The organism is Alloalcanivorax venustensis (assembly GCF_047495515.1).
Taxonomy (GTDB): Bacteria; Pseudomonadota; Gammaproteobacteria; order Pseudomonadales; family Alcanivoracaceae; genus Alloalcanivorax; species Alloalcanivorax venustensis.
Genome location: NZ_CP179934.1, coordinates 244,886 through 266,582 on the forward strand (window position 1 = coordinate 244,886; position 21,697 = coordinate 266,582).

17 protein-coding genes are annotated in these 21,697 nt (G+C 68.1%); 7 read left to right on the forward strand and 10 right to left on the reverse strand.

Features of this window, described 5'->3' with window-relative positions; translation table 11 throughout:
- Positions 1 to 10: 10 nt before the first annotated feature.
- On the reverse strand, positions 11 to 1,438 hold the full coding sequence (hldE, locus tag ACMG4O_RS01185; RefSeq protein ID WP_414434236.1) for a bifunctional D-glycero-beta-D-manno-heptose-7-phosphate kinase/D-glycero-beta-D-manno-heptose 1-phosphate adenylyltransferase HldE: 1,428 nt from the start codon (positions 1,436 to 1,438) through the stop codon (positions 11 to 13).
- 161 nt (positions 1,439 to 1,599) lie between these two features.
- On the opposite strand from hldE, the gene ACMG4O_RS01190 reads away from it, so the two are divergent.
- Genes ACMG4O_RS01190 through ACMG4O_RS01205 form a run of 4 tightly spaced genes read left to right on the forward strand, consistent with a single transcriptional unit; the run spans position 1,600 to position 6,013 of the window.
- Positions 1,600 to 2,778, forward strand: coding sequence for a hypothetical protein (locus ACMG4O_RS01190; protein WP_142950028.1), 1,179 nt, complete (start codon positions 1,600 to 1,602; stop codon positions 2,776 to 2,778).
- Between the two features lie 7 nt (positions 2,779 to 2,785).
- Entirely contained in the window at positions 2,786 to 3,703 is a 918-nt protein-coding gene (gene lpxL, locus ACMG4O_RS01195) for an LpxL/LpxP family Kdo(2)-lipid IV(A) lauroyl/palmitoleoyl acyltransferase (protein WP_414434237.1), read from the forward strand.
- A complete protein-coding gene (locus ACMG4O_RS01200) occupies positions 3,700 to 4,950 on the forward strand; it encodes an O-antigen ligase family protein (protein ID WP_142950026.1) in 1,251 nt (416 codons plus the stop codon). The genes lpxL and ACMG4O_RS01200 overlap by 4 nt, the downstream gene beginning before the upstream one ends.
- Positions 4,916 to 6,013, forward strand: coding sequence for a glycosyltransferase (locus ACMG4O_RS01205; RefSeq protein WP_370202310.1), 1,098 nt, complete (start codon positions 4,916 to 4,918; stop codon positions 6,011 to 6,013). Before ACMG4O_RS01200 ends, ACMG4O_RS01205 begins: the two co-directional genes overlap by 35 nt.
- A 3-nt stretch (positions 6,014 to 6,016) precedes the next feature.
- On the opposite strand, the gene ACMG4O_RS01210 is transcribed toward ACMG4O_RS01205, so the two are convergent.
- The 9 genes from ACMG4O_RS01210 to ACMG4O_RS01250 all read right to left on the reverse strand — a co-directional run bounded on the left by ACMG4O_RS01210 (position 6,017) and on the right by ACMG4O_RS01250 (position 18,004).
- Positions 6,017 to 7,387, reverse strand: coding sequence for a lipopolysaccharide kinase InaA family protein (locus tag ACMG4O_RS01210; protein ID WP_414434238.1), 1,371 nt, complete (start codon positions 7,385 to 7,387; stop codon positions 6,017 to 6,019).
- Positions 7,384 to 8,298 carry a glycosyltransferase family 2 protein gene (locus ACMG4O_RS01215; RefSeq protein WP_194855163.1) on the reverse strand — a complete coding sequence of 305 codons (915 nt, stop codon included), beginning with the start codon at positions 8,296 to 8,298 and terminating at the stop codon, positions 7,384 to 7,386. The genes ACMG4O_RS01210 and ACMG4O_RS01215 overlap by 4 nt, the downstream gene beginning before the upstream one ends.
- Entirely contained in the window at positions 8,295 to 9,149 is an 855-nt protein-coding gene (rfaP, locus tag ACMG4O_RS01220) for a lipopolysaccharide core heptose(I) kinase RfaP (RefSeq protein WP_414434239.1), read from the reverse strand. Before rfaP ends, ACMG4O_RS01215 begins: the two co-directional genes overlap by 4 nt.
- Positions 9,146 to 10,246: a glycosyltransferase family 4 protein gene (locus ACMG4O_RS01225; RefSeq protein ID WP_414434240.1), complete on the reverse strand. Its 1,101-nt coding sequence runs from the start codon at positions 10,244 to 10,246 to the stop codon at positions 9,146 to 9,148. The genes rfaP and ACMG4O_RS01225 overlap by 4 nt, the downstream gene beginning before the upstream one ends.
- Entirely contained in the window at positions 10,243 to 11,313 is a 1,071-nt protein-coding gene (gene waaC, locus ACMG4O_RS01230; protein ID WP_194855166.1) for a lipopolysaccharide heptosyltransferase I, read from the reverse strand. Before waaC ends, ACMG4O_RS01225 begins: the two co-directional genes overlap by 4 nt.
- A 19-nt stretch (positions 11,314 to 11,332) precedes the next feature.
- Entirely contained in the window at positions 11,333 to 12,379 is a 1,047-nt protein-coding gene (gene waaF / locus ACMG4O_RS01235) for a lipopolysaccharide heptosyltransferase II (RefSeq protein WP_414434241.1), read from the reverse strand.
- Positions 12,380 to 13,303, reverse strand: a complete 924-nt coding sequence (locus tag ACMG4O_RS01240) for a branched-chain amino acid transaminase (RefSeq protein ID WP_142950018.1) — start codon at positions 13,301 to 13,303, stop codon at positions 12,380 to 12,382.
- A gap of 33 nt (positions 13,304 to 13,336) precedes the next feature.
- Positions 13,337 to 16,204 carry a bifunctional [glutamate--ammonia ligase]-adenylyl-L-tyrosine phosphorylase/[glutamate--ammonia-ligase] adenylyltransferase gene (glnE, locus tag ACMG4O_RS01245; RefSeq protein WP_194855167.1) on the reverse strand — a complete coding sequence of 956 codons (2,868 nt, stop codon included), beginning with the start codon at positions 16,202 to 16,204 and terminating at the stop codon, positions 13,337 to 13,339.
- A 66-nt stretch (positions 16,205 to 16,270) separates the two neighbouring features.
- Positions 16,271 to 18,004, reverse strand: a complete 1,734-nt coding sequence (locus tag ACMG4O_RS01250; protein WP_142950031.1) for a GspE/PulE family protein — start codon at positions 18,002 to 18,004, stop codon at positions 16,271 to 16,273.
- Between the two features lie 262 nt (positions 18,005 to 18,266).
- Here ACMG4O_RS01250 and ACMG4O_RS01255 point away from each other — a divergent pair, with 262 nt between their 5' ends.
- The 3 genes from ACMG4O_RS01255 to argA all read left to right on the forward strand — a co-directional run bounded on the left by ACMG4O_RS01255 (position 18,267) and on the right by argA (position 21,694).
- Positions 18,267 to 18,947: a TIGR00153 family protein gene (locus tag ACMG4O_RS01255; protein WP_142950016.1), complete on the forward strand. Its 681-nt coding sequence runs from the start codon at positions 18,267 to 18,269 to the stop codon at positions 18,945 to 18,947.
- A 34-nt stretch (positions 18,948 to 18,981) separates the two neighbouring features.
- Positions 18,982 to 20,250, forward strand: a complete 1,269-nt coding sequence (locus ACMG4O_RS01260) for an inorganic phosphate transporter (RefSeq protein WP_414434242.1) — start codon at positions 18,982 to 18,984, stop codon at positions 20,248 to 20,250.
- A 97-nt stretch (positions 20,251 to 20,347) separates the two neighbouring features.
- Positions 20,348 to 21,694 carry an amino-acid N-acetyltransferase gene (argA, locus tag ACMG4O_RS01265; RefSeq protein WP_414434243.1) on the forward strand — a complete coding sequence of 449 codons (1,347 nt, stop codon included), beginning with the start codon at positions 20,348 to 20,350 and terminating at the stop codon, positions 21,692 to 21,694.
- Positions 21,695 to 21,697: the final 3 nt, after the last annotated feature.

The following is a 21,697-nucleotide window of genomic DNA, read 5'->3' on the forward strand; positions in this document are numbered from 1 at the left end:
AAGCGCGGTGCTATTCGGAGCGAATCTTCTGCACGATATGGGTGGTGGAAATGTTCTCGACGAAGTCGAGGACTTCCACGCGGCCGCCGTGGCGTTTGACGATGTCGGCGCCCACCACCTGGTCGACGCTGTAGTCGCCGCCTTTGACGAGAATGTCCGGGCGCACCTTTTCCAGCAGCGGCTCCGGCGTATCGGTGTCGAAGGCGACCACGTAATCCACCGCCTCCAGGGCCGCCAGCACCGCCATGCGGCGCTCCAGGGAGTTGATCGGGCGGCCCGGCCCCTTGAGCCGGCGGATCGAGTCATCGCTGTTGACCGCCAGCACCAGCCGGTCGCCGAGGCGGCGGGCGGAGTCCAGATAGCCCACATGGCCGGCGTGGATGATGTCAAAGCAGCCGTTGGTGAACACGATCTTCTCGCCCTGGGCGCGGGCGTCCCCGATGGCGATCAGCAGCTGCTCCTCGGTCATCGCGCCGCGGCCGGGGCCGCCGGCCTGGTGCACCGCGCGGCGCAGCTCCGGGGCGGACACCACCGCGGTGCCCAGCTTGCCGACCACGATGCCGGCGGCGATGTTGGCCAGCACCACCGCCTCGGCCAGGTCGGCACCGGCGGCCAGGGACACCGCCAGGGTGGAGATCACGGTGTCGCCGGCGCCGGTCACGTCGAACACCTCACGGGCGTGGGCCGGCAGATGCAGCTCCGTCTGGCCGGCGCGCAGCAGGGTCATGCCCTTCTCGCTGCGGGTGATCAGCAAGGCGCCCAGATCCAGCTCGGCCATCAGTGCCTGGCCTTTTTCCAGCAGGGTCTTTTCGTCCGGTACCGGGCCCACCACGGCCTCGAACTCGGCCAGGTTGGGGGTCAGCAGGGTGGCGCCCCGGTAGCGGCTGAAATCACTGCCCTTGGGGTCCACCAGCACCGGCACGCTGGCCTCGCGGGCCAGGGCGATCAGCCTGGGGCAGTCGCGCAGGGCGCCCTTGGCGTAATCGGACAGCACCAGGGCGCCGCAGCCGGCCAGCCGGCCTTTGACCTTCTCGGCGAACGGCGCCGGGTCCTGGTCCTGGAAGGACTCCTCGAAATCCAGCCGCAGCAGTTGCTGCTGGCGGCTGATCACGCGCAGCTTGGTGATGGTGGGCAGCCCGGCCACTTTCTGGAAGTCGCACAGCACATCGGCGGCACCCAGGCGTTGCTCCAGAATGCCGGCGGCCTCATCCTGGCCGGTGAGCCCCACCAGTTCCGCCCGGGCCCCCAGGGCGGCCATGTTGAGCGCCACGTTGGCGGCGCCGCCGGGGCGGTCCTCCAGTTCGGTGACGCGCACCACCGGCACCGGGGCCTCCGGAGAGATACGTCCGGTCGGGCCGTGCCAATAACGGTCCAGCATCACGTCGCCGGCGACCAGCACGCGGGCCTGGCCAAAGGGGGGAATTCGCGGGTTGTGCATCACCTACTCCTGCGCCACGGGGAGCCTCAAACTGGCGCGCAGTGTAGCATAGCGGTGGATGCGAGCAGCCCCGCTGAGTACACTTTGCCGCTTGCCGGGCGGGTGCGGCCGGACCAGGGCCCTCCCCGGCGCGACTACGATTCGAGACAGGACATAATTCTATGACGGCTTTGCGCCACAACGCACTGCAGGGAAGGTGGCTGAGACTGTGGCTGACGGTCTCTTTCGCGGTCATGTTCACCGGGCCCTTCCTGTTCCACTCGCGGGTGGCGCTGCTTAACGTGGTGGACGTCCTGTTCTTCCTGCCGTCGCTGACGCTGCTCACCCGCGCCCTGGTGAGCGGCGACCGGCGCCTGCTGCTGGACCCCTGGCTGGTGCCGTTGTACGCCTTTCTGGGCTGGACCCTGCTGACCATGGTCTGGGCCGAGGACGCCAACAGCTCGCGCACCATCCGCGCCGCCGTGGAAATCATCATCCTGGTGGGCATTCTCCGCTGGGTGCATCTTTATTACCGCCACACCCTGAAACAGGCGCTGGCCAACGGCGCCATGACCGCCATGGTGGTGCTGGCGGTGATCATGGTCAGCTATTACACCATTCAGCCGCTCACCAGCCCGCTGTTCAGCCAGCCCGCCAGCCTGATCTTCAACCTGCCCCAGCCGGGTCCGCTGCTGGGCACCATGGCGCTGGTGGCGCCGTCGTTCATTCTGCTCGCCCAGACCCTGGACGAGGGCTTCACCCCCAAGGGCGCCCGCCGCGGTGCCGGCGCGCTGGTGGGTTTCACCTTCCTGGTGGCGGTGCACTGGCAGTCCGGCGCCATGCTGCTGGTGCTGGCCCTGGGCTGGGTGCTGCTGCGCTACCAGCAGCGTCTGCTGGCCGCCCTGGCCGGCGCCGTGGCGCTCTACCTGGCGCTGGATTTCGAGGTGCTGCGCCAGGCCGGCATGTATTTCAGCCACCCGCTGTTCGGCAACGGGCTCAGCCAGGAGGGCGGTGACTCCCTGCTGGTTTCGATTCCGGACGGCCTGCGCGTGCTGCCGCACCCCAACAACGTGCTGCTGGCGGTGGTGCACAGCACCGGCCTGATCGGCCTGGCGCTGTTCATCGCCGCCTGGGCGGTGCCCGCCTGGCGGCTGCCGGACGCCGGCCGCGAACAGCGCGAGGGCGCGGTGTTCCTGGTCGCCCTGCTGCCCGGCCTGCTCACCATGCTGAGCGCCGGCGCCTACCTGCTGGTGCCGTTCCACCCCAGCTGGATGTGCCTGTGGCTGCCCCTGGCGCTGATGCTGGCCAGCCTCAGCAACCGCGACACCATGCGCCGGCCGGTCCGCGCCGGTCAGGGCTAACCGCGCCATGGGGAAGCGCCGACACCGTCCGGTCTCACCGTCCGATCCGCGCCTGTGGCCCACGCGCCTGGGCCTGGCCCTGTTCTGGCTGATCGGCCAGCTGCCCTGGGACTGGCTGCTGGCCGCCGGCCGTGGCGTCGGCCGCCTGGCCTGGTACCTGGCCGCCTCACGCCGGCGGGTGGCGCTCACCAACCTGCGGCTGTGCTTTCCGGAGCTTTCCGAGCAGGAGCGCGAGGCCCTCGCCCGGCGCGTCATGATCAGCACCGGCGAGGCGATTCTGGAAATGGCCGGCGCCTTCCATAACCAGCGCATCGACCTGGACAAGCGGCTCACCGTCAGCGGCCTGGAGCATCTGGAAACCGCCCGCCGCGAAGGGCACGGCGTGATGCTGCTGGGCATGCACTTCAACAGCATCGACGTGGGCAGCCGCCTGCTCGGCAAGTTCTTCCGTTTCAGCGTGGTCTACCGCCCCAACGACAACCCCCTGCTCGATCATCTGATCACCAAGGGCCGCGGCACCTGGGTCAACCATTCCGTGGACCGCAACGACATCCGACAGACCGTGCGCCTGCTGCGCCAGGGCGAGGTGGTCTGGTACGCGCCGGACCAGGACTACGGCACCGCCCACGCGGTGTTCGTGCCGTTCTTCGGGGTGCCGGCGGCCACCATCACCGCCACCAGCCGCATCGCGCGCATGGGCAAGGCCAAGGTGATTCCCTGCGCCCACTACCGCCTGCCCGGCGGCCGCTACGAGATCGAGTTCGGCGCGCCGCTGGAGGATTTTCCCTGCGGCGACGACGAGGCGGACACCGCCCGCATCAACCGCACCATTGAAGGCTATGTGCGCAAACACCCGGAGCAGTATCTCTGGGTGCACAAACGCTTCAAACACCAACCGCCCGGCCAGGACCATCCGTACCGATGACCCGACCCCGCTCCGTCTCCGATTCCACAGGCTCCGCCCCGGTGCTGTTCAGCGGCTGGCTGACGCTGTGCTTCAGCCTGATGTTTTCCGGCTTGCTGGTATTCCCGTCCCGCACCGGTTTGATGAACGCCCTGGACGCGGTGTTCTTTCTGCCGGCGCTGATCTATGTGGCGGTGGCGTCCCGGCACCAGCCGCTGGCACTGCTGAAACGGCACGGCTGGCTGCTGGCGTTTCTGTGCTACGCCACCTTCTCCACCTTCTTCGGGCCGGCGCCCAACCCCAGCCGCTTCGGCCGCGCCCTGATCGAGATCTTCACCCTGTTCGCGTTCGTGGAGCTGGCCGTGCAGCGCTACCCGCGCGCGTTCTGGGGCGCCCTGCTGATCGGCACCGGGGTCGCCGCGGTGGCCGCGCTGGTGGATTTCTTCGCCTACTATTTTATCGTCGACCGGCCGTTCAGTTCGCAGCTGTACGGTGTGTTCGAGGTATTTGAAATCCGCCCCTGGCTGGTGCTCGACACCAACCAGCTTTACGCCAGCATGTACTGCATCACGCTGCCGTTCTTCGCTTTCTTCGCCAGCCGGCAACTGCCGCCGGGGCGTTTGACCCGGCTCGCCCCTTACCTGATCACCCTGGCGCTGCTGGTGTATCTGGCCGCCAACCAGCGCCGCTCCACCCTGGTGGCGCTGGCGGTGGGCTGCATGGCGCTGCCGATCATTACCATGAAACGGCGGCTGCTGGTGCCGCTGGTGGCGGTGGTGCTGGTCGCCGCCGCCGCGCTGGCCCTGAACCCGGAAATGATCACCGAGCGGGGCACCAGCCAGCGCCCGCAGCTCTGGTCCGCCACCTGGGAAATGATTCTGGAAGCGCCGGTGACCGGCCACGGCATGGCCAACGAAACCCGCGAGCTGCACATCGTGGTCGACGGCGAGCCGGTGGTGCAGGACCATCCGCACAACTATTTCCTGTCGCTGCTCTACCACATCGGCTTTCTGGGGCTGGGGCTGTGGGTGATGCTGTGGGCGCCGGCGCTGTGGCGCGGCTGGCGGCGCTACCCGCAGCGCATTTCGGTGTTGGCGGCGGCCATGGCCACCGGCTTCAGCGCGGTGCTGTTCGACGGCATTCATCCCTATACGCCGTTTATGTATAACTGGCCCAGCGTGTGGATCCCCATGGCGCTGCTGGTCGCCTATGTAAGACAACAGGAGACACGCAATGAAAGTGGTTCAGGTATGCAAATACCGCAATGACACCGTGGAAGGCGTGGATCTGTTCGAGGAAGTGATCCGCGCCGCCCAAGGCCACGACCGCAGTTTTTATATCTTCCACGGCGAGGCCGGCAACCTGGGCGAGCGGCTCGGCTGCGAGACGGTGGCGTTCAATTTCAGCAAGTCGGACATCAAGCGCATTCGCCCCTCGGCGGTGCTCAAGGTGCTGCGCCAGCTGCGCCGGGATAAACCGGATGTGATCATCACCCACCGCATGAAGCCGTCGGTGTTCGTGGCCTGGTGCGCCCTGTTCCTGCCCGGCGTGCGCAAGATCTCGGTGGTGCACAACATGGGCGAATTCAAGCGCCCGCGCCGGCGCCTGTTCGCCAAACTGCTAATGCGCGGCTGGAAGTTCGCCGCCTGTTCCGAGGCGGTGCGCCAGGACATGCTGCTGCGCGGCTTCACGCCGGACGAAGTGGTGGCGATCCCCAATTCCGTGAACGAAAAGATCGTGCGCGACAACCTGCTAGACCGGGAGCAGGCGCGCCGCGACCTGGGCGTGCCGGTGGACGCGCCGAGGGTGATCGGCACCGTCGGCCGCATGCGCCCGGTGAAAGGCCATAAATACTTGATCGACGCCATGCGCCAGATGGACAACCCGCCCCATGTGGTGGTGATCGGCGACGGTGAGCTGCTTGACGAAATGCGCGAGGCGGCGAAGCAATACGGCCTGGCGGACCGGCTGATTTTCGCCGGCGGCCGCAAGAACGCCTACCGCTATGTGTCCGCGTTCGACGCCTTCATCATGCCGTCGCTGCGCGAGGGCCTGCCCATCGCCATGCTGGAAGCGATCGCCGCCGGGGTGCCCGGCTACGGCACCCCGGTGGGCGGCATTCCAGAAATACTGCGGGACAAGCGCTGGCTGTTTGAAAAGGAAAGCACGGAGGCGGTGAAAACGGTGCTGGAGTATCTGGGCAGCGCCACGCCGGAACAGCTGGAAGAAACCCGCCGCGAGCAGTACCGCATTTTCGACGAATCGTTCAGCATCGAAAGCTACCACGCCCGCTTCCGGTCTCTGATGGAAGGCGGCGACGGCCGGCTGTAACCGCTAGCGGGCCGGCGGCTTTTCCTCGAACTGAACCCAGTTCCGTTTGAAACGCTTGAGATCCCGGGCCTGTTTGCGGGCCCGGCGCCGGCTGACACCACTGAAGCCGGCGCCGTCCAGGTCGATGAAGTGCACCCGGTCCTGGTCGTCGACGAGAATATTCTGCGCCTTGGCGTCGCCGTGCCAGAAGCCGGTCTCGCCGAGCCGCTTCAGCCACAGCTCCACAGATGGCGCCACGCGCCGGGCCCGCTCGCGCTGTTCCTCCATCAGAGTGCTCAACGCCAGCGTGCCTTCCAAGCGCGGAAAGGCGATCACCGCCTCGCCGTCGGCGCAGCGGCGCAGCATCGCCGGGCGCGGCGTGGGCACGCCCAGCAACGCCCAGGTCCAGCCCATCACCCAGGAAATGTCCGCGCGGGTCTTGAACAGCGCGCGGCGCAGGCGGGTCTTCGGGCCGCTTTCCCGGTAGTGCTTCACGATCCACTGGTCGTTGCCGTACACGCTCACCCGGCTGCCTTCCTTGATCAGCGCCAGACTCTTCGGGTCACGCAACCAGGCCGACAGGGCCTCGAACTCCTCGCGGTTCAGCGAACGGCGGTACAGCCATTGTTCCTGCTGTTCATGCCAGACGCCGATGGCGGAGCTTTCCCGGCGCCACTTTTTCATCGCGCTGCGCAGTCGCCGGTCACTGCGGCGGCGCACCATGGCGGCCAGCGGTTCACTGCGCAGCCCCTCCTGACGCAGCCGCACCGCCACCTGCTCCTGCAGCCGGTCACGCAGGTCCAGCGGTGCCTGGGCGCAGAACAGCGCCAGGTTGTCGAGAATCGCCGGTTCGTAGCGCAGGCCGCCGGGCAGCGGCACCACTTCGCCGGCGTCGATGACGAGAAAGCGTTCGCCGTCGAACAGAAAATTATCCAGATGCAGATCCAGCTGCCGCAGGCCGGCCCGGTAGAGCAGGAACAGGCTGTCGAGCAGGTCACCGGCGAGCGCCAGACCTTGCTCGCCGCGCAGGGTCGCCTGGCCGGACTGGCCGCCCACCCACTCCTGGATCAGCACCGCGCCCCGTTCCGGGCCCTGGTTGCCGACGGTCTCGAAAATCAGCCCCGGCGTCGGCACCCCGGCCTCCACCAGGGCGCCGTGGCGGGCCAGCTCGCGGGCGGCTTCGTCGGCGTGGCCGGCGAAGAACAGCTTGGCGAACACGGTGGCGCCGCGCCAGCGGGCGCGCACCGCGATACGGCGGCCGGGCAAATGACGCAGCACCGCCTCGGCGCGCAACGGCTCACCGTCGATATCCAGGGTAAAGCCGCCGGACCGCGCCCAGTCCAGGGCGGCCAGTTGCGGCCAGGTGAGCGGTGTGTCGGCGGCGCTGGTGGTCACGATCGCTTCCCCCGGCGAACAAAACTGGCAAGGTACCGGCGCAGATAGCGCGGCTGCAATGCCCGCCGCCAGTCGGCGCCGAGCGCGCGGTGAAAGAAAAAACGCACCTGGTCGGGCCGGCCGCCGCGGGCCGCCAGCTTGAGCAGCGACAGGGCGCGCCGCGCCCGGTAACCGCGCCGCAGCTCGCCGGCCCAGTCGGGCAGGCCGTTGTCGTCGAAGATGGCGCGCTCCAGGTCCATGCCCAGCGCCAGCGCCGCCGCCACGTCGTTGCGGCGGCTGCCGCCGTGGTGGTGTACCCGCAGCACCGGCTGGTCGCTTTTGCAGGCGTCGTAGCAGGCCATCAGATGGGCGAACACCGGCATGTCCTCGGTGTGCGGCAACGGCGACGCCAGCGGCGCGCTGTCGAACACCGACCGGTGCAGGGCGCAGGCGCCGTTGGACAGGCTCAGTTGTTTGTCCAGGTAGGCGGCGAAATTGGCTCGGCGGCTGTCGCTCACCGGCCCCGGCGCGACCCGGCGCTCGCGCTCGCCGTGGCGGGCCAGATGGCCGGCGATGGCGACGCGGCTGCGCGGGTGGGCGGCGATCAGATCGGCGAACACCCGCAGGGCGCCGGGCAACAGTTCGTCGTCGGCGTCGAGAAACACCAGCCAGTCGTGGCGGGCCAGGGCCAGCCCTTTGGCCCGCGCCGCCGCCGGCCCCTGGTTGGGCTGGCGATGATAGGTCAGCCGCTCGCCGAACTCGGCGCTCAGCTTGTCCATCACCGCCGGCGTGTCGTCGGTGGAGCCGTCGTCCACCACCAGCACTTCCACGTCGGCGCCGTCCTGGGTGCACGCCGAGGTCACCGCCCGGCGCAGGAAGTGGGCGTAGTTGTAGGCGGGAATCACGATGGAAAACGCCGGCGCGCCGCTCATATGTCCTTCCCCGGATGCTCGCAGTAGCGCAGCGGGAAGCTGGGTTCGATCTCGAAATAGCGCCGGTAGATTTTCTCCGCTTCCTTGCGGCTGGCGCGCCACAGGGCGGCGTGCTCGCGCAGCGCCTCACGCAGCGGCTGGCCGGTGTAGGCGCGCACGAAACGCAGCAGGTCGCGGTGGGTCAGGTCCAGCCGGGCGGTGGAGTAATACAGACCGCCCACGTCCTTGTTGCGCCAGCGGCGCGGCACCTTGTTGCGCACCTGGGAGCGGTGCAGATCAATCAGATACAGGGGCGCGCCGGCGTCGTGCCCGGCCACCGCGCCACGGTCGATGAGGAAATGACCCAGGTAGAAATCCCGGTGGTTCACGCCGGCGCCGTGCATGGCCCGGGCGATCTCGCCCACCCGGCGGATCAGCGCCCACTTGAAGGGCGCCGGGCCCGGGTCCAGGCGCCAGGCCTCGCCCAGCTCTTCCAGGCTGACCGTGTCGCTGAGCTCATCGGTGACCAGAAACGATTCCTGCCGCGCCGGGTTGGCGCCGCGGCAGCCGTAACCGGCGATGGTCAGGGTGTCGATGCCGGCGGCGGCCACGGCGCGGATCGCGCGCACCTCGGACATGGCGCCCAGCACCGGCGCCTTGGCCTGGGTCAGGTTCTTGATGATCTCTCGCCAGCCGATGCCGCCGTGGTACTTGAGAAAGTAAGACCGGCCGGCGGCCTCGAACCGCAGCGTGCGCCGGCCCTCGCGGGCCCGGTAGACTTCGCCGGTCTGGGTGGCGGCCTGGGCGAACGGCTCCCGCCCGCGCCAGGCGGCGGCCAGATCGTCGCGCAGGAACAGGGCCCGGGCGCTCATTGCCCTGCCCCCGGCGGCTCGCCTTCGATGGCGTCCACCGCGTGGTCGGTGAGGCTGTAGATGTCGGCCTGCTCGGCGAAGCGGGCCGCCTTTTCCCACCAGGCGGGCCGGTCCAGGGCCAGCAATTCCCGCGCGGCGGCGGCCAGCGACTCCGGGGTGGGATCGTCGAGCACCCGGCCCAGGTCCGCGTCGCGGATGTAGTCGGCGTAGCCGCAGGCGCGGGTGGTCAGCACCGGCAGGCCGGCGATGGCCGCTTCCAGCAGCACGGTGCCGGTGTTCTCGGCGTAGGCCGGGTGCACCAGCAGGTCCGCCGCCCACAGCCAGGCCGGCACGTCGTCGCGGCCGCCCATGAAGTGCACCCGCCCTTCCAGGCCCAGGCGTCGCGCCTGGCGCTGGTAGGGCGCCGCCTTGTCCTCGCCGACCACGAACAGGCGGGCGTCGCCGGGCAGCCCGGCCAGGGCCTGCAGGGCCCGGTCCAGGCCCTTGGTGCGAAAGCCGGAGCCCACGAACAGCAGCATCGGCGTCACCTCACTGATGCCCAACTCGGCGCGCAGGATGGTGCGGCGGTGCAGGTGGTCGGCGGGCTGCGCGCGGTCCCGCCGGATGCCCGGCGTCAGCGACACGAAGCGGGCGTCCGGGGTGCCGTAGTGGCGCTGGTAAAGCGCCTTCTGCGGCGGCGAGATGGAGAGCACCCCGGTGGTGGCGTCCGCCCCGAACACGGCGGCTTCCATGGCCAGCTTGCTGCGGTAGCGCGGCAGTAATGTCTTCAGGCCCTGGTAGCGGTCCGCCAGACAGCCGTCGGCGGCGTAGTACCAGTCCAGCCCCGGCATCTTGTTGAACCCCACCACCCGGTCGAAACCGTCCAGCAGCGCGGTCACGCGGCGCGCGAAATCCGCGTCGCTGGCGTGGTTGCTGCGGGCGGCGGACGGCAACGTGCGCACTTCCAGGCCGTCGACGGGGGCCGGGTCGCCGTGCCAGGCGCGGGTGAACACCGTCACTTGATGACCGCGCTCCAGCGCCTTGGTGGCGATCGCCACCATGTCCCGTTGCAGACCGCCGTAGGGAAAGTATTCGAACAGCAGGAACGCCAGCTTCATCGGCCGCCCCCCGTGGCCGGCACCCGGTCGGCGGCTCCGTCCGCTGTGACTTCCATCAACGCCTGCCAGACGCGGTGCGGCTTGAGGCTGCTGAAACAGGGCGGGTTCACCCCCTGGCCCAGGTTGCCTTGATAGGTGCACTTTTCCTGGACGCAGGGGGCGCAGGGAAACTCCGCCGCCAGGGAGCGGGCGCGCGGCCCCCAGACGCCGGTCAGGCGCGGGTCGGTGGGGCCGTACAGCGCCACGCCGGGCAGCCCGGCGGCGGCGGCCAGGTGGGCCAGGCCGGTGTCGACGGCGACGAAGCCGTCCCAGGCCAGCATCCGGTCGGTGAGCGTGGACAGGGACAGGCGCGGCAGCACCTCGACGCCGGCCAGCCCTTGCGCGATGCGCTCGGCGCGGGCGCGCTCGGTGTCGTTGCCCCACGGCAGCCACACCCGCTGGCCGGCGCCGGCGGCCCGTTCCGCCAGGGCGCGCCAATAGGCTTCCGGGTAGTGTTTGGTGGGCCAGGTGGTGCCGTGGCAGAACACCAGCTCGGCGCCGGGCCCGGCCAGCGGGCGCGGCGCGCGGGTGCGGCGCAGGCCGTAATCGGGGGCGCTGTCCGGGGCGGTGTAGCCGAGGGCGGCGGCGAACAGTTGCCGCACCCGGGTCACCGCATGGCCGTCGCGGGGCACCGGCAGCGGCCGGTCCAGCGCCAACGCCGACCAGGGCTCGCGGGCGGAGGCCTTATCCAGGCCGAACTTGGGGCCCCGCGCCAGGCGGGTGATAAAGGCGCTTTTGATCAGGCCCTGGGCGTCGATCACGGCGTCGTACTCGCGTTCGCGCAGGGCGTTCTTGAAGGTGGCCCACTCGCCGCTGCGGCGGGCGCGCCAGGGGTGCCGGCGCCAGCGACGCAGGGCGCAGGGCAGCACCCGCTCCACCGCCGGGTGGCGGCCGGCCAGGTCGGCGAAGCCCTCTTCCACCACCCAGTCCAGCCGCAGGCCGGGGATCGCCCGCGCCGCGTCGGTGATCGCCGGCAGGCTGTGGATCACATCGCCCATGGAGGAGGTTTTGATCAGCAGAACACGCATACCGCCCGTCCGTCGTGGTTCATCGCGGCACGCCCGGCAACCGTGCCAGGGCCTGAATCACCCGGTCCGGCTCCAGTTGGCGAAGACAATTGAGGTGGCCCAGCGGGCATTCGCGCTGGAAACAGGGGCTGCATTCCAGCCCCAGCCGCTCAATCGCCACCGCTTCGCCCAGCGGCGGCGTAAAGCCGGGTGAAGTGGAACCGTACACCGCCACCAGCGGCCGGCCCAGGGCGGCGGCGATGTGCATCAGGCCGGAATCGTTGCTGACCACGGCGTCGGTGACCGACAGCAGGTCCACCGCCTGCTCCAGGCTGGTGGCGCCGGCCAGGATCGCCGCCTCGCCGCGCTGGGCCTCGGGCAGCGCCTCGATGATCTGCTCGGCCACCGGCCGGTCCTTGCCGGAGCCGAACAGCCACACCCGGCCGCCCTGCCCGATCCAGTGGCGGGCCACGGCGGCGTAGTGGTATTCCGGCCAGCGTTTGGACGGGCCGAATTCGGCGCCGGGGCACAGCCCCAGCACCGGGCGGTCGTCGGCGAGCCGCTGGTCGGCGCGGGCGGCGGCCACGGCGTCACTGTCCACGCGCAGCCGGGGCGGCTGAATCGTTTCCAGGGGCGGCGGCGGCGCGTCCGCGTCCAGGGCCAGCGCCACGAAGCGCTGCACCATCAGGGGGTAACGCTCTTTGTCCAGCTTGCGCACGTCGTTGAGCAGGCCGTAGCGCATTTCGCCGCGCCAGCCGGTGCGCACCGGAACGCCGGCCCAGAACGGGATCAGGGCGGACTTGAGGGAATTGGGGAGCACGAAGGCGCGGTCGTAGCCGCCGCGCAGGGCGCGGCCTTCGGCGCGCCGCTGGCGCAGCTTCAGTTCGCCGTGGCCGAACGGCAGATCCAGTGCCTGGCGCACTTCCGGCATGCGCGACAGCAGCGGCCGGCACCAGGCCGGCGCCAGCACATCAATATCGCAGGGCCGCTGCCGCTGCAGTTCGGCGAACAGCGTCTGGGCCATGACCATGTCGCCGACCCAGGACGGGCCGACGACCAGGATGCGTGGGCGCCGCGGTTCAGACACTCAGGAAACGTGGGTCAGCCATTCCTGGTGGCGGTCGTGCTTGTCGCGCACCAGATCGAAATAGACGGTTTGCAGCTCTTCGGTGATCGGCCCGCGCTTGCCTTCACCGATGATGCGGCCGTCCAGTTCGCGGATCGGCGTCACTTCCGCGGCGGTGCCGGTGAAGAAGGCCTCGTCGGCGATGTAGAACTCATCGCGGGTAAGGCGCTTCTCGCGCACCGTGTAGCCGTGTTCCTCGGCCAGCTGGATGATGGTCTTGCGGGTGATGCCGTCCAGGCAGGAGGTCAGCTCCGGGGTGTACAGCACCTTGTCGCGGATCAAGAACACGTTCTCGCCGGAACCTTCCGCCACATAGCCTTCGTTATCCAGCAGCAGCGCTTCGTCGGCGCCGCCGGACAGGGCTTCGTTCAGGGCCAGCATGGAATTGATGTAATTGCCGTTGGCCTTGGCCTTGCACATGGTGATGTTGACGTGGTGCCGGGTGTAGCTGGAGGTGCGCACCTTGATGCCCAGCTCCAGGGCTTCCGGGCTCATGTAGGCGGGCCATTCCCAGGCGGCGACCATGACGTGCACTTTCAGGTTGTGCGCGCGCAGGCCCATGCCTTCGCTGCCGTAGAACACCATCGGCCGCAGGTAGGCGTGCGGCAGTTTGTTCTCGCGCACCGCGTCGATCTGCGCCTGGTTGATCTGTTCCTTGGTGTAAGGAATCTTCATGTTCAGGATGTGGGCGCTGTTGAACAACCGGTCGGTGTGTTCCTTGAGCCGGAAAATGGCCGGGCCCCGCGCGGTCTCGTAGGCCCGCACGCCTTCGAACACGCCCATGCCGTAGTGCAGGGTGTGGGTCAGCACATGGGTCTTGGCTTCGCGCCAAGGCACCATTTCATTGTCCAGCCAGATAAAACCGTCTCGTTGAGCCATCGACATGGCGGTCACACTCCCAATCCACAGGTAGAGCTGTTATTTCGAAAGATCGAACCAGTGTTGCCAGATCGTCCGCACGCCGTCCCGCAATTCGCGGAACTCACCGTCGCCGACGATGGACTTTTCCTTGCGCAGTGACGCGCGATGGGCCGCGGACCGGTAGGCCAGGTAGGCTTCCCGAAGCAGGCCGGCATCCTGGGCCGGCATCAATTCCAGAGCGGCGAGGGTTTCAAGCAGCCGCACATTGTCGGTGAAACGGGTCAGTTCACCGTGACGGGAGGCCCATCGTAGAACCCCGTATTGGACCATAAATTCGATATCGACGATACCACCCGGGTCCTGCTTGAGATGGAAGCAGCCGGGCTGGTTGGAGGCCAGGTGATCGACCATCTTGTCGCGCATGGCGAGCACGTCCACGCGCAGGGCCTCCTGGTCCCGCTCGCGGCACAGCACCTCGTCGCGGATCGCCTCGAAACGCTGGCGGGCACGGTTGCAACCGGCCACCACCCGGGCGCGCACCAGCGCCTGATGCTCCCAGGTCCAGGCGTCCTGCAGCTGGTATTTGCGGAACGCCTCCATGGACGACACCAGCAGCCCGGCGCTGCCGCTGGGCCGCAACCGGGTGTCCACTTCATAGAGCTGGCCGCTCATGGTGCGGGTGGAAAGAATGTGCACGATGCGCTGGCCCAGGCGGGCGTAGAACTGCTCGTTGGAGACCGGCTTGTCGCCGTCGGTGCTGCCGCCGCTGGCGGCGTCGTGCAGGAACACCAGATCCAGGTCGGAGTTGTGGCCCAGCTCGATGCCGCCCAGCTTGCCGTAGCCCACCACCACGAAGTCCGGGCTGCACGGCTGGCCGTCGTCGCGCAGCGGGCGCCCGTGGCGCTCCACCATGGGTTCCCAGGCCAGCATCACCACCTGGTTGAGAATGCTTTCCGCCAGCCAGGTCAGGTAGTCGCTGACCTTCATCAGCGGCAGCACCTCGGTGACTTCGGAGGCCGCCACGCGCAGCAGGTGGGCCTGCTTGAAGTTACGCAGCACCTCCATCTGCTGTTCCAGGTCGTCCTCGGCCACGCGCAGCAGTTGCTGGCGCAGCTCGTCGTCCAGCTGCGAGCGGGCCGGCGGTGAATACAGGGTGCTGACGTCGAGCAGTTCGTCGAGCAGCACCGGATGGCGGGCCAGGCGCTCGGCGATCCAGGGGCTGGCGCCGGACAGCTTCACCAGCTGCGTCAGCGCGCCCGGGTTTTCCACCAGCAGGGCGATATAGGCACTGCGGCGCAGCACCGATTCCACGAATGAGATCAGCCGCGCGGCGGTGACCGCGCCATGGCCCTGATAGCCGAGCGCTTCCAGCAACAGCGGCATCAGCTTGTCGAGCCGGTCGCGGCCGATGCGCTGCATGTTCTCGACGCTGCGCGAATGGCGCAGGTTCTCCAACTGATCCAACACCTCGCCGGCCTGCTGGACGCCGATCGCCTCCAGATGCGCCACCGCGGCGTCACGATCCACGTCGCCCCGCCACAGGTCGAGCAGCTCCTGGTCGCCCTCGGACACTTCCGCCTCCTGCTGGGGATCGGCGATCACCTGGCTGAAGTGGTAGCGCACCTGCTCCCGGTGGCGGCGCAGCGCCCGTTCGAACGGCGCCCGGGCGGAGAAATCCATGGCGAAGGTGAGGCGCTGCCAGCCCAGCTCGTCGTCGGGCAGGCGCTGGGTCTGGCGGTCGTTGACCGCCTGCAGGCGGTGCTCCACGTCGCGCAGAAAGACATAGGCGTCGGCCAGTTCGGCGACCACGTCCTCGGGCAGCATGCCCTCCTCCACCAGCATCGGCAGCACTTTCATCAGGTTCGGGTCGCGCAGGCTGGGCAGCTGGCCGCCGCGGATCAGCTGGAACGCCTGGACGATGAACTCCACTTCGCGGATGCCGCCGGCGCCCAGTTTGACGTCCGCCTGCATGCCCTTGCGGTTCACCTCACGCTCGATCAGGCCCTTCATTTCGCGCAGCGATTCAAACGCGCCGTAATCGATATAGCGGCGGTAGACGAAAGGGTTGAGCCGCTCGATCAGGCGCGCGCCGGCGTCCAGATCGCCGGCCACCGGGCGCATCTTGATCAGCGCGTAGCGCTCCCATTCGCGGCCCTGGTTTTCGTAGTAGCTTTCCATGGCGTCGAAGCCCACCGCCAGGGCGCCGCTCTTACCCCAGGGGCGCAGACGCATGTCGACGCGGAACACGAAACCGTCGCCGGTGGTCTGGTCGAGGGCCTTGATCAGCTGCTGGCCCAGGCGCAGGAAGAACTGGTGGTGGGTGAGATTGCGGCGTTCGCCTTCGATTTCGCCTTCGTCTTCGTAGGCGAAGATCAGGTCGATGTCCGAGGACAGGTTCAGCTCGCGGGCGCCCAGCTTGCCCATCGCCAGCACCACCAGCTTGACCGGCCGGCCCTGCTCGTCGCGGGGCGTGCCGTTGCGCTCGCAGGCCCACTGGTAGAGTTTTTCCAGGGCGGTGGCGATCAGGGTGTCGGCGAGCAACGACAGGTCCGCCACGGTGGCGTGGTAGTCCGCCAGCCCGGTGAGGTCCCGCCAGATCAGGCGCACCATATGGCGGTGGCGAAGGCGGCGCAGCGTGGCCTTGAGGGCGTCCTCGTCGTCACAGGCCATCACCGCCTGGCTGATCTCCTCGCCCAGCCGCCCGGGCTCGAGACGCGCCTTGAGCGCGCAGCCGGCCAGCCAGTCCCCCAGGTCCGCGTCGCGAATGAATTGCTCCGCCACGTAATCGGAGCCCGCCCAGACACGGGGCAGGTCTTTGAGAAGGGCGTCGGGGAGAACATGGCCCACTTCCTGGAACCGCTGCCAGTGCCGGGTCACCAACACGGAGAGTTCGTCGGGCAGGCCGGAATAGTCCGGATCAGTCATGGCCGGTATTGTCCACGGGCAAAGCGGAAAACGCCAATGTTAACGCAGTGCGCCACTCGCCGCCCCCTAGAGCAGGACGTCCTGGGAGGGGGTGACGCGCAGCACCTCTTCGATGGTGGTCAGACCCTTGGCCACTTTCTGGGCGCCGCTGATGCGCAGCGGCTTCATGCCGCCCTTGATGGCCTGCCGGGTGATCGCCTCGAGATCCGCGTTGCGCCCCACCATGCCCTTCAGGGTGCCGTGCAGCGGCATGGTCTCGTAGACGCCCATACGGCCCAGGTAGCCGGTGCCGCGACACTCCAGGCAGCCCACCGGCTGGCAGACGGTGTCCGGCACGCTCATCTTGAAGGGGCGCACCAGTTCCTGCCAGGCCGCCTCGTCGGGGCGGGTCTCGGTCTTGCAGTGCGGGCACAGGGTGCGCACCAGGCGCTGGGCCATGACGCCGATCACGGTGGCGGAGATCAAATAGGACGGCACGCCTAGGTCCGCCAGCCGGGTGATCGACGAGGGAGCGTCGTTGGTGTGCAGGGTGGAGAGCACCAGGTGGCCGGTGAGCGCCGCCTGGATCGCCATGTCCGCGGTGGCCAGGTCGCGGATCTCACCGATCATGATGATGTCCGGATCCTGGCGCAGCATCGCCTTGACGCCCTGGGAGAAGCCCACCTCGATGTTGGCCTGCACCTGCATCTGATTGAAGCTGGGCTCCACCATTTCAATCGGGTCCTCGATGGTGCAGACGTTCACTTCGCTGGTGGCCAGCTGCTTGAGGGTGGAATAGAGCGTGGTGGTCTTGCCCGAGCCGGTGGGGCCGGTGACGAACACGATGCCGTGGGTGTGGGCGGTCATCGCCTGCCAGTGCTGGTAGTCCTCCTTGCTGAAACCGAGCTGCGAGAAACTGCGCACCAGCACGTCCGGGTCGAACACCCGCATCACCATCTTTTCGCCGAAGGCGGTGGGCAGGGTGGAGATACGCAGCTCCACTTCGTCGCCGTCCGGGGACTTGGTCTTCAGGCGGCCGTCCTGGGGTTTGCGCTTCTCGGCCACGTTCAGCCGCGACAGGATCTTCAGCCGGCTGGTGACCGCCGCCATGATGGTGGCCGGCAGCTCGTAGACGTCGTGCAGCACGCCGTCGATGCGGAAGCGCATCTTGCCCAGGTCCCGGCGCGGCTCCAGATGGATGTCACTGGCGCGCTGGGAAAACGCGTACTGCAGAATCCAGTCGACGATATTGACGATGTGCTGGTCGTCCGCGTCCGGGTGGCCCTTGCCCACTTCCAGCAGCTGCTCGAAGTTGGTGATGCCGGAAAGCTCCTGGCCGCCGCTGCGGGCGGCGCCGGCGATCGAGCGGCTCAGGTTGTAGAACTCGATGCGGTAGCGGCGCAGTTGCTCCGGGTTGGCGAACACCACCTCCAGGGCGCGGTCGCCCAGCACCTGCTTGAGATGCTCCTGCCAGTCCGGTTTGAAGGGCTGATCGCAGGCCACCACCACCCGGTCGCGGTGGCTTTCCACGGCGACGATGCCGTGCCGTTCGGCGAACGCGTAGCTCATCACCCGGGTGATCTGATCCACATCCACCTTGAGCGGGTCGATGTGATAGAGGGGCAGGCCGCTTTTCGCCGCCAGCCAGTCGCTGAGGAATTCCACGTCCATGATGCGCTGGCCGTGGGCGCGGTCCACCAGGCGGTACTTGGCCACCACCTGCAACGGGTGCCAGTTGAGTTCCTTGTTTTCCCTGGGCGTGGTGGAAATAACGTTGAACTCTTCCCGGGTCACGCGCTGCTCGTCGAGCAATTCGCGCATTACCCAGCGAACGTCCACTTCCTGGCCGCGCAGATGCGCGGGAACGGCGCTGGCATTCACGGTGGTGCTCCCCCGTCTTTTGATTGTCTGTATCCGTTTGCCGATTACTGTAGACCGAGCCGGCACTTGCCGCCATCCCCGTTCCGGAGGAACCTGAACCAGGCCCGCCCAGGCGGGCTCCGGGCGGGGCGTTGGAATTGACGGAAGCTTCCCTCTATACTCGCGCCCCATCATTATGACCGTTCCGTTACAGGGTAGTCCCATGTCCTTCGGAAGCTCGATCGCCGGCCTGTTCGGCCGCTCACCGATCAAACCGCTGCAACAGCACTACGACACCGTGCACGAATGCGCACTGGGCCTGGGCGAGTTCTTCGCCGGGGTCAGCAGTAACGACTGGGAAAAGGCCAAGGCCGCCCGTCAGCGCATCGCCGACCTGGAAAACCAGGCGGACACCCTGAAAAAAGAATTCCGCCTCAATCTGCCGAAAAGCCTGTTCCTGCCGGTGTCCCGCACCGACCTGCTGGAGCTGGTGAGCGTCCAGGACAAGGTGGCCAACAAGGCCAAGGACATCGCCGGCCTGATGCTGGGCCGGCAAATGACCATTCCGCAGCCCATCGCCGAGGCCATGAACGTCTATCTGCAAGGCGCCATCGAGACCTCGGCCCAGGCCCAGAAAGCGATCAACGAACTCGACGAACTGGTGGAAACCGGCTTCAGCGGCCGCGAGATCCAGCTGGTCGAGGAGCTGATCGAGGACCTGGACCGGCTGGAACGGGCCAACGACGAGCAGCAGATCCAGATCCGTTCGCAGCTGTTCAAGCTGGAATCCGAGCTGCCGCCGGTGGACGTGATCTTCCTGTACAAAATCATCGAGTGGATCGGCGATCTGGCCGACCGCGCCCAAAAAGTGGGCGGCCGCCTGCAACTACTGCTGGCCCGCTAAAGCCTGACCCAAGCACCCTGACCAGAGGTTCGCTATGGAGTGGATGCTCGAACACAGCATGCTGATGCTGATCATCGCCGGCGCGGTCGGCTTTCTTATGGCGTGGGGCGTGGGCGCCAACGACGTGGCCAACGCCATGGGCACCTCGGTGGGGGCGGGCGCCCTCACCGTCGGACAGGCGGTGATGATCGCCATCGTCTTCGAGTTCGCCGGCGCCTATCTGGCCGGCGGCGAGGTGACCGCCACGGTGCGCAAGGGCATCGTCGATGCCAGCGTCTTCAGCGAGACACCGCACTATCTGGTCTACGGCATGCTGTCGGCGCTGCTGGCGGCGGGCATCTGGCTGGTGGTGGCGTCCTGGTTCGGCTGGCCGGTGTCCACCACCCACTCCATCGTCGGCGCCATCGTCGGCTTCGCCGCCGTCGGCGTGGGTATGGACTCGGTGCACTGGGACAAGGTCGGCTCCATCGTCGCCAGCTGGGTGACCTCGCCGCTGCTGGCCGGCTTCATCTCCTTCTTTCTGATCAAGAGCGTGCAACGCCTGGTGCTCAACCAGGACGACCCCTTCCAGCGCGCCAAGAAAGTGGTGCCCTTCTATATGTTCATGGTCGGTTACGTGATGACCGCCGTGACCCTGGTCAAGGGCCTCAAACACATCGGTCTGGACATCAGCTTCGCCGCCAGCCTGGGCTGGGCGTTGGTCGGCGGCCTGATCGTGGCGGTGATCGGCGCCAGCATTCTCAGCCGCATCCAGCCTGACCCGGAAGCCGACAAGGATTTCCGCTTCCACTCCGTGGAGCGCATCTTCGCGGTGCTGATGATCTTCACCGCCTGCGCCATGGCCTTCGCCCACGGCTCCAACGACGTGGCCAACGCGGTGGGCCCGCTGGCCGCCATCAACAGCGTGATCGCCAGCGGCGGCCAGATCGGCAAAGAAGCCGCCATGCCCAGCTGGATCCTGCTGGTGGGCGCCATGGGCATCGTGTTCGGCCTGGCGATTCTCGGCGCCCGGGTGATGGCCACCGTGGGCACCAAGATCACCGCCCTGACCCCCAGCCGCGGCTTCGCCGCCGAGCTCGGCGCCGCCACCACCGTGGTGCTGGCGTCCGGCACCGGCCTGCCGATCTCCACCACCCACACCCTGGTGGGCGCGGTGCTCGGCGTCGGCATGGCGCGCGGCATCGGTTCCCTGAACCTGCGCACCGTGGGCACCATCTTTACCTCCTGGGTGGTGACGCTGCCGGCGGGCGCCCTGCTTTCCATTCTCTTCTTCTACTTCTTCAAGGGTCTGTTCGGGGCCTGAGGCGGCTCTGGCGGGAGCGGGCCCTGCCCGCTCCCACAGGCCTTGCCTGCTGAATCTGATCTGGTCCGCACCGCCCGGCGGTGGCTATACTCCCCCAATGTCATCGAGCCCAGAGAATCCCGTGCCCAGCACCCCCAGCGCCAGCGACCAGGTCAACTGGTTCCGTAATTCGTCGCCGTACATCAACGCCCACCGCGGGCGCACCTTCGTGGTGCTGCTCGGCGGCGAGGTGCTGGACACGCCGCGCCTGCCCACCCTGGTGCACGACCTGGCGCTGCTCAACGCCCTGGGCGTGAAACTGGTGCTGGTGCACGGCGCCCGGCCGCAGATCAGCCAGCGGCTGGAAGCCGCCGGTCTGGAAAGCCGCTTCGAGCACCACACCCGCATCACCGACAGCAACGCCCTGGAGGCGGTGATGGCGGCGGTGGGCGCCCTGCGCTTGAAGCTGGAAGGCCTGTTCTCCATGGGGCTGGCCAACTCGCCGATGCACAACGCCGCGATCCAGCTGATCAGCGGCAACTTCGTGATCGCCAAACCGGTGGGCGTGCGCAACGGCTTTGACTACCAGCACACCGGCGAGGTGCGGCGCATCGAAGTGGACGCCATCCGCCAGCAGATGGACGCCGGCAATGTAGTGCTGCTGTCGCCGCTGGGCAGCTCGCCCACCGGCGAGCTGTTCAACCTGAACGCCGAGGACGTGGCCTCCACCGCCGCCATCGCCCTGGGCGCCGACAAGATGATCGTGCTCGGCGACGGCATCCGCATCGAGGACAGCCAACAGCGCCTGCTGCGCGAGCTGTCGCCCCAGGAAGCCGGCCGGCTGCTGGGCGAGGAGCGCTTCACCGACAGCGCCGTGGAACGCCAGCTCACCGCCGCCTACCACGCCGCCAGCAACGGCGTGGCGCGGGCCCACCTGCTCGACGCCAGCGAAGACGGCGCCCTGCTCAAGGAGCTGTTCACCCGCGACGGCTGCGGCACCATGGTCACCCGGGAAACCTACGAAACCCTGCGCGGCGCCCGCATCGACGACGTCGGCGGCATCCTCGAGCTGCTCGAACCCCTGGAGCAGAACGGCGTTCTGGTGCGCCGCTCACGGGAACTGCTGGAAAACGAAATCCAGCGTTTCGTGATCATCGAACGGGACGGCATGGTGATCGCCTGCGCGGCGCTCTACCCGTTCGCCGCCGACCACACCGGCGAGCTGGCCTGCGTGGCCGTGCACCCGCACTACCGCAACAGCGAGCGCGGCCTGCAGATGCTGCGCTACCTGGAACGGCGCGCCCGGGAGCAGGGCCTGAAAACCCTGTTCGTGCTCACCACCCACACCGCCCACTGGTTCCGCGAGCAGGGTTTCGACCCGGCCGGCGTGGAAGCCCTGCCCGAGCAACGGCAGCAGCTCTACAACTGGCAGCGCAACTCCAAGGTGTTCGTGAAGCGTCTCTAGCGG